This is a genomic window from Streptomyces sp. NPDC030995 (assembly GCF_055571215.1).
Genome location: NZ_JBVIFS010000003.1, coordinates 91,482 through 104,398 on the forward strand (window position 1 = coordinate 91,482; position 12,917 = coordinate 104,398).

Annotated in this window: 12 protein-coding genes; 4 read left to right on the top strand and 8 right to left on the bottom strand. The window is 73.5% G+C overall.

Annotated features, from left to right (window positions below; translation table 11 throughout):
• The first annotated feature begins 16 nt into the window (after nucleotides 1-16).
• A complete protein-coding gene (locus tag ACZ45T_RS06630; RefSeq protein ID WP_468438168.1) occupies nucleotides 17-2,110 on the top strand; it encodes a protein kinase domain-containing protein in 2,094 nt (697 codons plus the stop codon).
• 11 nt (nucleotides 2,111-2,121) lie between these two features.
• Here ACZ45T_RS06630 and ACZ45T_RS06635 read toward each other — a convergent pair whose 3' ends face one another.
• The 3 genes from ACZ45T_RS06635 to ACZ45T_RS06645 form a co-directional block, all read right to left on the bottom strand.
• Nucleotides 2,122-2,907, bottom strand: coding sequence for a tRNA(His) guanylyltransferase Thg1 family protein (locus ACZ45T_RS06635; protein ID WP_468438169.1), 786 nt, complete (start codon nucleotides 2,905-2,907; stop codon nucleotides 2,122-2,124).
• Between the two features lie 76 nt (nucleotides 2,908-2,983).
• Nucleotides 2,984-3,466 (bottom strand): ribonuclease FAU-1 family protein, encoded by a 483-nt coding sequence (locus tag ACZ45T_RS06640; protein ID WP_468438170.1) that lies wholly within the window; start codon nucleotides 3,464-3,466, stop codon nucleotides 2,984-2,986.
• On the bottom strand, nucleotides 3,463-4,413 hold the full coding sequence (locus ACZ45T_RS06645) for a GNAT family N-acetyltransferase (RefSeq protein ID WP_468438171.1): 951 nt from the start codon (nucleotides 4,411-4,413) through the stop codon (nucleotides 3,463-3,465). The genes ACZ45T_RS06640 and ACZ45T_RS06645 overlap by 4 nt, the downstream gene beginning before the upstream one ends.
• 71 nt (nucleotides 4,414-4,484) lie before the next feature.
• Here ACZ45T_RS06645 and ACZ45T_RS06650 point away from each other — a divergent pair, with 71 nt between their 5' ends.
• Nucleotides 4,485-4,871, top strand: a complete 387-nt coding sequence (locus ACZ45T_RS06650) for a GntR family transcriptional regulator (RefSeq protein WP_468438172.1) — start codon at nucleotides 4,485-4,487, stop codon at nucleotides 4,869-4,871.
• A 567-nt stretch (nucleotides 4,872-5,438) separates the two neighbouring features.
• On the opposite strand, the gene ACZ45T_RS06655 is transcribed toward ACZ45T_RS06650, so the two are convergent.
• Nucleotides 5,439-6,536, bottom strand: coding sequence for a DUF5925 domain-containing protein (locus tag ACZ45T_RS06655; protein WP_468438173.1), 1,098 nt, complete (start codon nucleotides 6,534-6,536; stop codon nucleotides 5,439-5,441).
• A 218-nt stretch (nucleotides 6,537-6,754) separates the two neighbouring features.
• Here ACZ45T_RS06655 and ACZ45T_RS06660 point away from each other — a divergent pair, with 218 nt between their 5' ends.
• Entirely contained in the window at nucleotides 6,755-7,561 is an 807-nt protein-coding gene (locus ACZ45T_RS06660) for an SGNH/GDSL hydrolase family protein (protein ID WP_468438712.1), read from the top strand.
• On the opposite strand, the gene ACZ45T_RS06665 is transcribed toward ACZ45T_RS06660, so the two are convergent.
• Complete coding sequence (locus ACZ45T_RS06665; RefSeq protein ID WP_468438174.1) at nucleotides 7,531-9,234, bottom strand: serine/threonine-protein kinase; 1,704 nt, start codon at nucleotides 9,232-9,234, stop codon at nucleotides 7,531-7,533. The two genes, ACZ45T_RS06660 and ACZ45T_RS06665, sit on opposite strands and share 31 nt — an antisense overlap.
• Nucleotides 9,235-9,512: 278 nt before the next feature.
• Between ACZ45T_RS06665 and ACZ45T_RS06670 the strand changes: the two genes are divergently transcribed.
• Entirely contained in the window at nucleotides 9,513-9,782 is a 270-nt protein-coding gene (locus ACZ45T_RS06670) for a hypothetical protein (protein ID WP_468438175.1), read from the top strand.
• Between the two features lie 51 nt (nucleotides 9,783-9,833).
• Here ACZ45T_RS06670 and ACZ45T_RS06675 read toward each other — a convergent pair whose 3' ends face one another.
• From ACZ45T_RS06675 to ACZ45T_RS06685, 3 genes are all read right to left on the bottom strand, one after another.
• Complete coding sequence (locus ACZ45T_RS06675) at nucleotides 9,834-11,030, bottom strand: CaiB/BaiF CoA transferase family protein (protein ID WP_468438177.1); 1,197 nt, start codon at nucleotides 11,028-11,030, stop codon at nucleotides 9,834-9,836.
• A gap of 91 nt (nucleotides 11,031-11,121) precedes the next feature.
• Nucleotides 11,122-11,910 carry an ABC transporter permease gene (locus ACZ45T_RS06680; RefSeq protein WP_468438179.1) on the bottom strand — a complete coding sequence of 263 codons (789 nt, stop codon included), beginning with the start codon at nucleotides 11,908-11,910 and terminating at the stop codon, nucleotides 11,122-11,124.
• A complete protein-coding gene (locus ACZ45T_RS06685) occupies nucleotides 11,907-12,878 on the bottom strand; it encodes an ATP-binding cassette domain-containing protein (protein WP_468438181.1) in 972 nt (323 codons plus the stop codon). The genes ACZ45T_RS06680 and ACZ45T_RS06685 overlap by 4 nt, the downstream gene beginning before the upstream one ends.
• Nucleotides 12,879-12,917 lie beyond the last annotated feature (39 nt).

Here is a 12,917-nt window from a genome sequence, read left to right on the forward strand (position 1 = left end):
GAAAGCCGCACACGCAATGAAGCCCCTGGAATCCGGAGACCCGATCCGACTCGGTCCCTACCGCATCCTCGCCGTGCTCGGCGAAGGAGGCATGGGCAAGGTCTACGTCGGTCAGGACGGCGAGGGGCACGCCGCCGCCGTGAAGGTGCTGCACCCCCACCTGACGCACGACCAGAACCTCACGCAACGATTCGTCCGCGAGGCCCAGATGGCCAGGGCGGTCACCGGCGGCTCCGTGGCCCGCGTCCTGGACGCCCGGACGGAAGGCGGGCGTCCGTGGATCGCCACCGAGTTCCTGACCGGGCCGACCCTCGCGGATGCCGTCCGCTCCCACGGGCCGCTCGACGAACCGACGGTACGGGCCCTGGCGGCGGCGCTCGCCCACGCGCTCCGCGACATCCACGCCGCCGGCCTCGTCCACCGGGACCTGAAGCCCGCCAACATCGTGCTCACCGCGACGGGCCCCCGCGTCATCGACTTCGGCATCGCCCGCCCCGAACACGGCCTCACCCTCACCGCCACCGGCCAGGTCCCGGTCACCCCCGGCTACGGCGCGCCCGAGCAGGTCCTCGGGCAGCGCGTCGGCCCACCGGCCGACGTCTTCTCCCTGGGCGCGGTCCTGGTGTACGCGGCGAGCGGGCAGCACGCGTACGAGGGTTCACACGTCGCCGCCGTGCAGTACGAGGTCGTCCACGGCGAGCCGCGCCTGGACCGCGTACCGCTCGCGCTCCAGCCGCTGATCGGCCCGTGCCTCACCAAGGACCCGGCGTCGCGGCCCCTGCCGGAGCAGATCATCCGGTTCTTCGCCCCGCCCCGGGGCGCCGAACGCGCCTGGCGGCACGGACCGGTCGCACAGGACATCACGACCCGCGAGCACAGCCTCCACCGGCTGACCACGGTGCCGGGCGGGGTCGCACCGCGCTCCGTCTCACGTCGCCGCCTGCTGACGGGCCTCGCGGTCGGCGGATCCGTGCTCGCGGCCGGCGGCGCCGGCGCCGCGTGGTGGATCCGGAAGGGAAGCGGCCCCTTCGACATCCCGCCGGCCGTACAGACCCCGCAGGCCCGCGTCCTGGACCCGAAGAAGGGCGACTACGTCCTCGGCGAGACGGCCAAGCCGCTCTGGAGCGTCCCCTCGGCGCTCTCGGAAGAGTCGCCCGCGCCCCTCCCCGTACGGAACGTGATCATCGTCGGAGCGCCGAACGGCGGCATCGCCGCGCACAGCGTCGTCGACGGCACGCTCCGATGGTCGGCGCCGGAGGCGGTGGCCGCGAACCGCTACCTGTCCCTCTCCGACCGGCTGGTGGCGGCCACCGACCGGAGCGGCACCCTCGTGACCTTCGTCGCCTCGACCGGCGAGCCGAAGTGGAAGTCCCCGGCCGAGGCCGCCTCCCTCCTCGCCGCGGACGAGGAGGCCGTCTACCTGATCACCAAGGACAGGCGGGTGCGCGGCGTCGGCCGGTCCGATGCCAAGATCCGCTGGACGGTCGACGTCGACGCGGACCTCGGCACGAAGGCCGCGTCGCGCGGCCTGGCGGCCCACGGCCGGCTGGTCATCACGGCGGCGGACGGGGCCGTCGTCGCCCTCGACACGGCCGACGGCCGCAAGGTGTGGGACCGCCGCAAGCAGTCCGACGACGGCCGGGCCAAGGTCGCCCTGTCGGGCCGCTCCCTGTGCGTGACCGGGAAGAACCTCTTCGCTCTCGACATCGTCGACGGCAAGGACCTCTGGTCGGTCGAGAACCCCAAGCCGCCGAACTCCGAAGCACTCTCCTGGGGCCCCGCGACCATCCACGGCGACCACGTGTACGCGACTGCCCAGCGGTTCCCCCTCCGCTTCGACCTCCGGAACGGCAAGGGAACCGACTGGGCCTTCGCGGGTCTCCTCGAATGCGATCCGCCCAGCCCGCTCGTCGTGCAGGGAAACGGCCTCTGGTCGGTCACCGTCAACAGGACCCAAGGAGGCATCAACGTCGTCGACCTCTCGCCCGAGAACCGGCCGCCGTGGGTGTTCCCCGTCATCAAGAACCCCGAGCGCTACTGGATCACGGCCGACGCGAACCGCGTGTTCCTCCTGGACGGCACGTCACTCGGCGCCCTGCCCGTGTTCTGAGCCGGTGGGCGTCAGGCGGACGCTCCGGCCAACACGGGCAGCGCGGGGATCACCCGGGCCAGCCACCCCGTCGGCTCCGTCGTGAAGTGCGGCGCTCCGGTCACCTCCCACCAGGAGCGGACGGCGGTCGTCCGCACCGTCTCGTCGGTGCGCTTGTCGACGTACTCGACGGCCCGCTCACCGGTCTGCCGCACCGCGACCTGGCCACGCTTGCAGGCGTCGGGGTAGTCGTTCCAGTTGACGCCCGCCTCCGCCCACAGGAGCTCCTGCATCTCACGGGTGGAGACGTGCTGGAGGCGCTTGTGGGAGAAGTGGGCCTGCGCGGCCATGGAGATGGAATTGCGCACGGCGTCCCGCTGACGCCACAGGAAGTAGTTCGCGACCTCGACCGGGTCGGACAGGGTGAAGACGCGTGCGTCGAAGAGAGCCCGCCGACCGGGGCGGCGTTCGTTCAGGACCGCGGTGGCGAGCGACGCCGAGACGGACAGCTGTTTGGCCACCACTCCGCCGAACCACGGCTCGGTCCCCGCGGTCGCGAAGTCCGTCAGGAGCAGGCTGATCTCGTCGGACTGCGCGAACGCGAGAGCCGTTCCCGAGATCTCCCCGCACAGCACCTCGGTCACGGCCGCCATGTCCTCGACGAAGCCGAGGTCGAACGGCTTGTCGGCTTCCCGCAGGTAGCTGTGGAAGGCCCGGCCGTCGAGCCGCAGGACCGTGTACGTGCGCCGGGGCAGCACCGCCCGGTGCGCGGCCTCGTACCGTTTCATGCGGTCGCCCAACGCGGTCGTGTCGCTCATGGTTCCCCCAAGGTGTGATGCCGTCGGCCTGCCGTGGCGCCGACGGCCCGGTCGGTCGGTCCGGCGTGCGCTCCCGCTACGCGAGGAGCGCGCCCAGGCCGGCCGGCGTGCGGGCCTGGTCGTCCAGGGCGTCGAGGGCCCGTACGGCCTGGGCGGCCGCCTCCGGGTCGCTCGTGGCGAGCCCGCTCTCGGCGAACTCGTCCTCGTCCAGCCGCAGTACGGAGGTCCCGTCCGCCGAGACCCACAGGTCGAGGTCCAGGTCCTCCACCAGGATCTCCCCGCTCCGCACCAGCGCCGGGCGCGTGACGTCGCAGTACCAGCCCTTGAGGACGCCGTCGCCGGTCCACACCTCCTTGACCGCGTACCAGCGCGTGCGCCAGAAGTGCTCGACGAACACGTCGCCCGGCTCGAAGCGCACGAAGCCGAAGTCCCGTACGCCCTCGGCCGCCCAGGGGGCGCGCACCGAGATCCGGTCGCCGTCGTCGGCGACCTGCGCCGCCGGGTAGCGGATCTTGGTCCGGCCGGCCTTGGTCAGGACGACGGTCAGCTGCTCGGTCACACTGTCTCCAGTTTCCTCGTGTAGCGCGTCTCGGTCGCGCAGATCTCGTATCCGAACCACTCGTTGATCGCGAGCATCGGACCATTGTCGGCGTCGTTGCCGGTGAACGCCTCGGTGTACCCGGCCGCGCGGGCCCGGTGCAGCGACGCCGTCTTGGCGAGCTTGGCCAGCCCCCGGCCGCGGAAGGCGCGCAGGGTGCCGGTCATCGCCGTGGCGTAGCGGGTCGCTCCGTCGGTCTGGGCGGCGGTGAAGGCGGCCACCGTGCCGTCGACGAGGACGACGGTGGTCAGCTCCTTGTCGAGGGACGGGCTGTTCCAGGTGTGCGCGAGCCAGTCCTCGTAGTCGTCGAACTCGGCTGCCACGTCCCCCGGTTCGTCGGACGTCGTCTCCGCGTCGGCCTCGAAGAGCGGACGCGGGTCGGCGGCGAAGGCGGAGGCCGGGCGCAGCTCGACCCCGGCCGGGAGGACCTCGGGGAGCGCGGGCAGGGCGCCCGCCGCCAGGTCCAGGCGCAGGAAGTGCGAGGACCGGCTGGGGCGGTAGCCGCGCCGCTCGGCGAAGGCGCGGTGGGCGGGGTCGTCGAGGACCCAGGCGTACGTGTCCACCGCGCCCCGGGCGGCGAGGTGCGCCTCGGCCGCGCGGAGCAGGAGGGATCCGGCGCCGAGGCCGCGGTGGGCCGGATCGACGAGGACGTTGACGTACGACTGCCCGGGCTCCGGACTGTCGTAGGCGATGCCGACCTGGGCGGTACCGATGACCCGGCCGTCCGCGGTCTCGGCGACGAGCAGGCGGTAGTGCTTGGCGGGGTGGGCGCAGGAGAGCTCGAAGGCCACGCCCTCGGGCGTGGTGATCATGAAGGGCAGGGACGCGCGCCTTACCCGTACGACGGACTGCGCGTCATCTGCCTGGCCGGGCCCGCTCGGACGCAGGTCGCGGATCGATACGGTCATACGTCAGACGCTACGGGCGCGCTGGCCCCGGGCGCCTCCCAATTAACCGGTGATGGGGGAGAATCACCCCCGTGACCTCGACGAACCTGAAGATCACCATCGACGGCTCGGCCGGCTCGGCCGCCCCGTACGAACAGCTGCGCGCGCAGATCGCGGACCGGGCCCGGTCGGGGAAGCTGCCGGCGGGCTTCAAGCTGCCGACGGTACGGGGCCTGGCGGAGGAACTGGGGCTGGCCGCCAACACCGTGGCGAAGGCGTACCGGGCGCTGGAGGCGGACGGGGTGATCGAGACGCGGGGCCGCAACGGGACGTTCGTCGCGGCGGCGGGGGACTCGGCGTCCCGCGAGGCCGCGGCCGCCGCGCAGGCGTATGCGGAGCGGGTGCGGAGGCTGGGCCTGACGGAGGCCGAGGCGGTGGCCGCGGCCGGCGACGCGGTCCGGGCCCGGTACGCCCAATAGCCCCTTCCGGCCCGGCTGCCGGGGCTCCGCCCCAGGACCCCACCGGGCTCCGCCCGGACCCGCGCCTCAAACGCCGGCGAGGCTGGAAGTGCGCCCGACCGCGGCCAGAGGCGCTCCGCGCGACCTCGGGCCGGGCAATCTGAATGGCCCGCTCTCCAGCCCCGCCGGCGTTTGAGCCGTGCGGGCGTTTGAGATGGGGTGTCTGGGGCGGAGCCTCGGCTATCAGCCCCGCCGGCGTTTGAGGCGCGGGGTTCGGGGCGGAGCCCCGGTCTTTGAGCCGCGCGCGCGTGAGGTGGGGTCTGGGGCGGTGCCCCGGTCTTGAGCCGCGCGGGCGTTTGAGATGGGGTGTCTGGGGCGGAGCCTCGGCTATCAGCCCCGCCGGCGTTTGAGGCGCGGGGTTCGGGGCGGAGCCCCGGTCGTTGAGCCGCGCGCGCGTGAGGCGGGGTCTGGGGCGGTGCCCCGGTCTTGAGCCGCGCGCGTGTGAGGCGCGGGTCCGGGCAGCGCCCGTGCGGCACGGCGCCGCCGCCGAGCCCGCGCACCACCGGCCACCCCGTCCGCCGCCGGAGGCTAGAGGTACAGGCCCGCCTCCGAGCTGTGCGGCTGCGGCGGCAGGATCGCCGCCGGGCCCGTGCCGCGCCGCAGGGCGAAGAGCTCCGCCAGGCTCGCCCCCTCGCGGGAGACCCCTTCGTCCGTGCCGAGCCAGTCCACCGCCTCCCGGTGGGTCAGCCGGCCGACCTCGATGCGGGCCAGGCAGCGCCCCGGGCGCACCACCGCCGGGTGGAGCCGCTCCAGGTCCTCGTTGGTGGTGACCCCCACCAGGACGTTGCGGCCCTGGCCCAGCAGTCCGTCCGTCAGGTTCAGCAGCCGGGAGAGTGCCTGCCCGGCCGTGTGGCGGGCCTCGCCGCGGATCAGCTCGTCGCAGTCCTCCAGCAGCAGCAGCCGCCAACGGCCCCTCGCCGTGCCCTCGTCCTCGCCGATCGCGATGTCCATCAGGTAACCCACGTCGTTGAACAGCCGCTCCGGGTCCAGGACGCAGTCCACCTGGCACCAGTCCCGCCACGACCGCGCCAGCGTCCGCAGCGCCGAGGTCTTGCCCGTGCCCGGCGGACCGTGCAGCAGGAGCAGCCGGCCCGCGATGTCGTCCGGGGTCACCTTCATCAGCCGGTCCATCGCCCCGGCCACCGGCGCCGTGTAGTTGGGCCGTACCTCCGCCCAGGTCCCGGCCGCGATCTGGCGGGTCGTCCGGTACGGGCCGCGGCGCGGGGAGACGTACCAGAAGCCCATCGTGACGTTTTCCGGCTGCGGTTCGGGCTCGTCCTGCGCCCCCTCCGTGGCGGCGGCGAGCACCGTCTCCGCGAGTTCGTCGCTGACCGCCGTCACCGTGACGTCCGCACCCCGGCTCCAGCGGGAGACGAGCATGGTCCAGTCCTCGCCCTCGGCGAGGATGGCGCTGCGGTCGCTGTCGCGCGCCGAGCGCAACACGGTGGCCTCGGGCGGCAGGAGGGTCGCCTCCGCCTTGACCCGCTCGATGGACACGCTGTGCGAGTACGGCTGCTCGCCGGAGGCGAACCGGCCGAGAAACAGCGCGTCCACGACATCCGACGGTGAATCGCTGTCGTCGACATTGAGCCGGATCGGCAGCGCGTCATGCGGGTTGGCTGGCATGGCGCCCATGATCCGGCACACGGTGCCCTCGTGCACCCGTGTTTCGCCGGATCGGGTGCCCAAGTTCCCTCTTCAAACGCATTCGGAGTGAAGATTCGGGCCACAACTCTGCCCCGAACATTCTTGGCATGGACACTTCCAGCCAGGCTCGGCTGCTTGTACCACGGACTCAGGAGCAACTCCGGAGTAACCCCCACAAGGAGCCGCACCCCATGAGCATGAGATTGACGCGTTTCGCCGCCTTGACGTCCTCCCTGTTACTCGCCGCGGGCGCCGCCCTGTTCGGCGCCGGCCAGGCGTCCGCCGCCGCCCAGGCCGACTTCGGCTACGTCGCCCTCGGCGACTCGTACTCCTCCGGCCTCGGCGCCGGCAACTACGACAGCGCCAGCGGCAACTGCAAGCGCACCACCCGCGCCTACCCGGCCCTGTGGGCCGCCGCCCACTCCCCGCAGAGCTTCGCCTTCACCGCCTGTTCGGGCGCTCGTACGGGTGATGTCCTCGCCAACCAGCTCGGCCCGCTCAACTCCGGCACCGACCTGGTCAGCATCACCATCGGTGGCAATGACGCCGGATTCTCCGACGTCATGACGACCTGTGTGCTCCAGTCCGAATCCACCTGCATCAGCCGCGTGAACGAGGCCAAGGCCTACGTGGACTCCACCCTCCCGGGTCAGCTCGACCAGGTCTACAACGCCATCGACAGCCGGTCCCCGGCCGCCCGCGTCGTCGTCATCGGCTACCCCCGCTTCTACAAGCTGGGCGGCACCTGCACCACGGGGCTGACGGAGGGCGAGCGCTCCGCCATCAACGGCGCGGCCGACCACCTCAACGCCGCCATCGCCAAGCGCGCCGCCGACCACGGCTTCACCTACGCCTCGGTCGTCGGCGCCTTCACGGGTCACGAGATCTGCTCCGGCAGCGCGTGGCTGCACAGCCTCAACTGGCTGAACATCAGCGAGTCGTACCACCCGACCGCCGCCGGACACTCCGGCGGCTACCTGCCGGTCCTCACCAACGCCGCCTGATCCACCCGGTCCACCCGGTCCACCTGATCCGCCTCACTGCTCGGCGCCGGGCTCGGGGACGGGCTCGGCGTCGGCGACGGACTCGCGCCGGAGGGGGAGGCCCCGCCGGTCGGGGTCGCCTTCTCGCACGTCACGGAGGTGGGAACCCACTGGGTGGCCACCTCCGCCGGTCCCCGCACCTCCAGCCGGACCGCGTCGTCGAAGGTCGCGTCCGGCACGTACGTGAGCTCGGTGTGTTCCAGCCGCCGGCTCTTCGGCCCGCCCTCCTCGTACGTGACGGACTGCCAGCCGGGGCCGGTGGTCCGCCCGCTCCTCGTGGCCCAGCGGTACTCCAGTGAGACAGGAGTGCGCTCCACCTCCACGGTCGCGGCGAAGGCGGGCGCGCGCTCGGCGGCCGGCGGGCAGCTGCCCGTGTACGAGGTGCGCACGGCGTCGACGTACACGGAGACGTACTGCCCCGCGGTGGCCGAGGCCGAGGCCGACGCCGAGGCGGACGCGGGCGCCGAAGGGCTCGTGGTGACGGTCGGAGCGGTGGTCGCCGAGCCCGTCGGGGTGCCGCCCCCGCCGCCGTCCCCGTTCTCGCGGTCCTTCAGCAGCAGCCATCCCAGCGCGGCCAGCGCGAGCAGCATCAGCACGATCCCGACGGTCAGCACCAGCCCCGCCCGGCTCTCGCGCGCCACCGGCCCGGATGCGGGCGGCGGCGACGGCAGCGGCGGCGTGGGCTGCCCGTACCGCCCCGGCTCCCGCTCGCGGGGGTGGCGGTGCGCGGTGGCCGTCGGCGAATCCGGCCCCGTTACCGGCCCCGACACCGGCCCGGACACCGGTCCGCCGGTGGCCCGTACGGCCCCGCCCGCGCCCACCACCCGTAGCATCCGGGCCGCCTCCGCCGCGGGCAGCCGCTCGTCCGGGTCCTTGCGCAGCAAGCCCTCCAGTACGGGCTCCAGCGGCCCGGCCCGGCGCGGCGTCGGCAACGCGTCGTCCACCACGGCCCGCAGGGTGTCCAGCGGGGTGGCCTTCCGGAACGGCGAGACGCCCTCGACGGCGGCGTAGAGCAGGACCCCGAGCGACCACAGGTCCGACTCGGGTCCCGGATCGCGCCCCAACGCCCGCTCGGGCGCCAGGAATTCGGGTGAGCCGACCACCTCGCCCGTCATGGTGATGGCCGAGGAGCCCTCCAGGCTCGCGATCCCGAAGTCGCTGAGCACCACCCGGCCGTCGTTGGCGATCAGCACGTTGCCCGGCTTCACGTCCCGGTGCAGCACCCCCGCGTCGTGCGCGGAGCGCAGCGCGGCCAGTACCTGTTCCCCGATGTGCGCGGCGCGCTGCGGGGTCATCGGCCCCTCGGCGTCCAGTACGTCGGCCAGCGAGAGCCCGCGCACCAGCTCCATCACGATCCAGGGCCGCCCGTCCTCGGACGCCACGTCGTAGACCGTGACGACCCCGCGGTGCGAGACCCGGGCCGCCGCCCAGGCCTCCCGCTCCAGCCGCCGGTACATCCGCTGCAGTTCGGCCGGATCCAGCCCGGCGGGCGCCCGTACCTCCTTGACGGCGACGTCACGGGCCAGCACCTCGTCCCGGGCCCGCCACACGATGCCCATCCCGCCGCGGCCGATCGCTTCCAGCAACCGGTACCGGCCCGAGATGACACGATCGGAGTTCGATTCCTCACTCACGCGAGCCCCCCGAGTGCTCCTGTGCGCCGATGTGTCATCGGGCGATCACTCCAAGTTAGCGCAGTGTGCGGCATGTGGCCCCTGTCGTGACGCGACTCGCGCGAGGGCCCTCCGCAGCGTGACATCTGTGCGGAGAGTGACCGTCGACTCCACTGAGTAACCGTCAACTACCCGTAGCCACAGGGGTAATTCACACCACCGGGATACCCGAGCGCGACGCGGGGACGATAGGGTTAACCTGCCCGGGCCGGGTGCCCTCGTACGGGTGGGGAGAGAACATGGAACAGATAGCTATGCGCAGCAGGCCGCCTCGCGTGCCTTCCATCACTTGCGGCAGCAGTGCGACCAGCTCGCGCCTCGACCGCCATCTCGCCGTGCTGGGCGGACCCGCCGTCCCGCACCGGGAGACCGCCGAGGCGACGCTGCTGATGCGCGAGCTCACCTCCCGCGACCACACGCACCGCCTGCGGAGCAGGAGCGCGCGCGTCTCGCTCTTCGCGCCGCTGCGCCGCCTGCGTCGCACGCTCTTCGGCAGCCGCCGTTCGTAACTGTCCCCGCACCGCGGCCGCCGGCCCTCCCGGGCCCGCGGCTTCCCGGCCCTAAGCGATCACACCGTCCCGGCGCAGTTCCGAGATCTGCGCGCCCGCCATCCCCAGGGCGCGCAGCAGGGTCTCGGTGTGTTCACCCAGCGCGGGCACCGCACCCATGTGCGGTGCCGCGCCGCCCGGCAGCCCGATCGGCGGCAGCAGGGCCCGCAGCGGACCGGCCGGTGAGCCCACCTCCCGCCAGCGGTCCCGGGCCGCCAGCTGCGGATGCCCGGCCAGTTGGGCCACAGAGTTCAGGCGCGCGCAGGCGATGCCCGCCGCCTCCAGCCGCCCGATCGCCTCGTCGGCGTCCAGCCGGCCCAGCGCCTCCGCCACCACCGCGTCGGTCTTCTCCCGGTTGCCGGTGCGCGCCGTGTTCGTCGCGTACGCCAGATCCTCGGCCAACTCGGGCCGGTCCAGCACCTGCACGGCGAGCCGCCGCCACTCGCGGTCGTTCTGCACCGACAGCAGCACCCGGTCCCCGTCGGCCGTCGGGTAGGCGTCGTAGGGCGCGATCACCGCGTGCGCGAGGCCGGTGCGTACCGGCTGCTCCCCGCCGTGCATCGTGTGGTGCAGCGGATGCCCCATCCACTCGGCGAGCGCGTCCAGCATGGACACCTCCACCCGGCCCCCGCGGCCGGTGACCCCGCGGCGCAGCAGGGCGGCGAGCACCCCGGAGAAGGCGTACATGGCCGCCGCGATGTCCGCCGCCGGGATGCCCGCCTTCACGGGCTGCTCCGGGGTGCCGGTCACCGAGACCAGCCCGGCCTCGCACTGCACGAGCATGTCGTAGGCGCGCTTGTGGGCGTACGGGCCCTCGGCGCCGTAGCCCGAGACGTCCACGGCGACCAGCCGCGGGTAACGCGCGCACAGCGCGGCCGAGTCGAGCCCGAGCCGGGCGGCGGCCCCCTGTGCGAGGTTCTGCACGAAGACGTCGGCGCCGGCCAGGAGGTCGTGCAGGATCTCCCGGCCGCGCGGGGCCTTCAGGTCGAGCGCGATCGACTCCTTGCCGCGGTTGGCCCAGACGAAGTGCGAGGCGAGGCCGTGCGCGGCGGTGTCGTAGGCGCGGGCGAAGTCGCCGCCGTCGGGGCGCTCGACCTTGATCACCCGGGCGCCGAGGTCGGCGAGCTGGCGGGTGGCGAAGGGGGCCGAGACGGCCTGTTCGACGGCGACGACGGTGATGCCGTCCAGGGGGAGCGGTTCGGTAGCCATGGGCCCCTGCCTACCCGGTCGGGCGGGGTCCTGTCACCCTGCCCGTGGTGACGGGCGCCGCCGCCCCTCCCCGGCCGGGGGCTCGATGACCTCAGTCCTGGCCGCGCGCGAACCGGCGCGTGGCCAGCGGCACGAAGACCGCGAGCAGGACGAGCGACCAGACGAGCGCCCCGGCCACCGGGTGGGCGGCGGGCCAGGCCGCGCCCGCCGCGGCCTCGCCGCCCGCGTTCCCGCACAGTTCGCGCACGGCCGTGGCGACCGCGCTGATCGGGTTCCACTCGGCGACCGCGCGCAGCCAACCGGGCAGCCCGGCCGTCGGCAGGTACGCGCTGGACAGCATCGGCAGGACGAAGGTGGCGCTGCCGAGCTGGCCCGCCGCCTCCTCGCTCCTGCTCAGCAGGCCGAGGTAGGTCCCCGCCCACGCGGTGGCGAAGCGGAACAGCAGCAGCACGCCCAAGGCCCCCACCGCGCCCGGGAGTCCGTTCTCGGCCCGCCAGCCCATCGCGAGACCCACCAGCATCAGCGGCACCATCGACACGCCCGTGGTGAGCAGGTCGGCCGCCGTCTGCCCGAGCGGGACGGCGGTGCGGCTCATCGGCAGGGTCCGGAAGCGGTCCATCACCCCGCGATGGGCGTCCTGCGCGGCCGTGAACATGCCGGTCATCAGGCCGTTCGCGGCGGTGGCGGCGAGCAGCCCGGGAACGAGGAACTCGCGGTACTCGGCGCCCGGCATGGCGAGCGCGCTGCCGAACACGTAGCCGAAGAACAGCAGCATGGTGATCGGCATGGTCTGGGTGAGGATCAGCAGGGCGGGGGCGTGCCGGGCCTTCTGGAGCTGGCGGGTGAGGACGGCTCCGCCGTCGTACAGCAGGGTGCTCATGCCGCGTACTCCTTCTGGTGCCCGGGCGGCCGGGTGAGGCGCAGGAACACCTCGTCGAGGGTGGGCGGGCGCAGGCTCGCGTCCGTCACCGGGACCCCGGCGGTGTCGAGTTCCCGGATGATCCGGGGCAGGGTGAGCCCGGCGTCGAGGACGGTCACGCCCACGGTCAGCCGCTCCTCGTCGAGCACGGGGCGGCCGCCGGTGAGCTGGTCCAGGACGGAGGCGGCTCCCGTGAGCAAGTCGCGGGCGGTGACGGCGACCTCGGCGTAGGCGCCGATCCGGGCCTTGAGCTCGGCCGGGGTGCCGGTGGCGGCGGCCCGGCCGCGGTCGACGACCACGATGTCGTCGGCGAGCCGGTCGGCCTCCTCCAGGTACTGGGTGGTGAGCAGCACGGTGGTGCCCTCGCCGCCCTTGTCGACCAGTCCCCGTACCTCGGCCCAGATCTGCTCGCGGGCCGCGGGGTCCAGGCCGGTGGTGGGCTCGTCGAGGAACAGCACCCGGGGGCGGGTGATCAGCCCCGCGGCCAGGTCCAGGCGCCGCCTCATGCCGCCGGACCAGGTGCCGGCCATGCGGTCGGCGGCCTCGCCGAGGCCGAAGCGCTCCAGCAGCTCGTCGGCGCGGGCCCGGCCCGCGGAGCCGCGCAGTCCGGCGAGCCGGGCGAAGAGCCTGAGGTTCTCGCGGCCGGTCAGGTCCCCGTCGACGGAGGCGTACTGGCCGGTGACCCCGATGGCGCGGCGGACGGCGCCGGGGTCGCGGGTGACGTCGTGGCCGGCGACGAGGGCGCGGCCGGCGGTGGGGGCGGTGAGGGTGGTGAGGATCCGCAGGGCGGTGGTCTTGCCCGCGCCGTTGGGGCCGAGGAGGCCGCAGACCGTGCCCTGGGGAACGGCGAGGTCGAGGCCGCGCAGGGCGTGGACCTCCCCGTAACTCTTCTCCAGACCCTCACTAAGTACAGCGTACGTAGTAGTCATGTGCGGCACCCTACCGCACTACGTACGGCGTACGTAACT

What these genes read in the sequence shown, in the direction of transcription:
- ACZ45T_RS06630 (WP_468438168.1), top strand. Translation starts at nt 17, where the DNA reads ATGAAGCCCCTGGAATCCGGAGACCCGATCCGACTCGGTCCCTACCGC.
- ACZ45T_RS06635 (WP_468438169.1), bottom strand. Translation starts at nt 2,907, where the DNA reads ATGAGCGACACGACCGCGTTGGGCGACCGCATGAAACGGTACGAGGCC.
- ACZ45T_RS06645 (WP_468438171.1), bottom strand. Translation starts at nt 4,413, where the DNA reads ATGACCGTATCGATCCGCGACCTGCGTCCGAGCGGGCCCGGCCAGGCA.
- ACZ45T_RS06655 (WP_468438173.1), bottom strand. Translation starts at nt 6,536, where the DNA reads ATGCCAGCCAACCCGCATGACGCGCTGCCGATCCGGCTCAATGTCGAC.
- ACZ45T_RS06660 (WP_468438712.1), top strand. Translation starts at nt 6,755, where the DNA reads ATGAGATTGACGCGTTTCGCCGCCTTGACGTCCTCCCTGTTACTCGCC.
- ACZ45T_RS06670 (WP_468438175.1), top strand. Translation starts at nt 9,513, where the DNA reads ATGGAACAGATAGCTATGCGCAGCAGGCCGCCTCGCGTGCCTTCCATC.
- ACZ45T_RS06675 (WP_468438177.1), bottom strand. Translation starts at nt 11,030, where the DNA reads ATGGCTACCGAACCGCTCCCCCTGGACGGCATCACCGTCGTCGCCGTC.
- ACZ45T_RS06680 (WP_468438179.1), bottom strand. Translation starts at nt 11,910, where the DNA reads ATGAGCACCCTGCTGTACGACGGCGGAGCCGTCCTCACCCGCCAGCTC.
- ACZ45T_RS06685 (WP_468438181.1), bottom strand. Translation starts at nt 12,878, where the DNA reads ATGACTACTACGTACGCTGTACTTAGTGAGGGTCTGGAGAAGAGTTAC.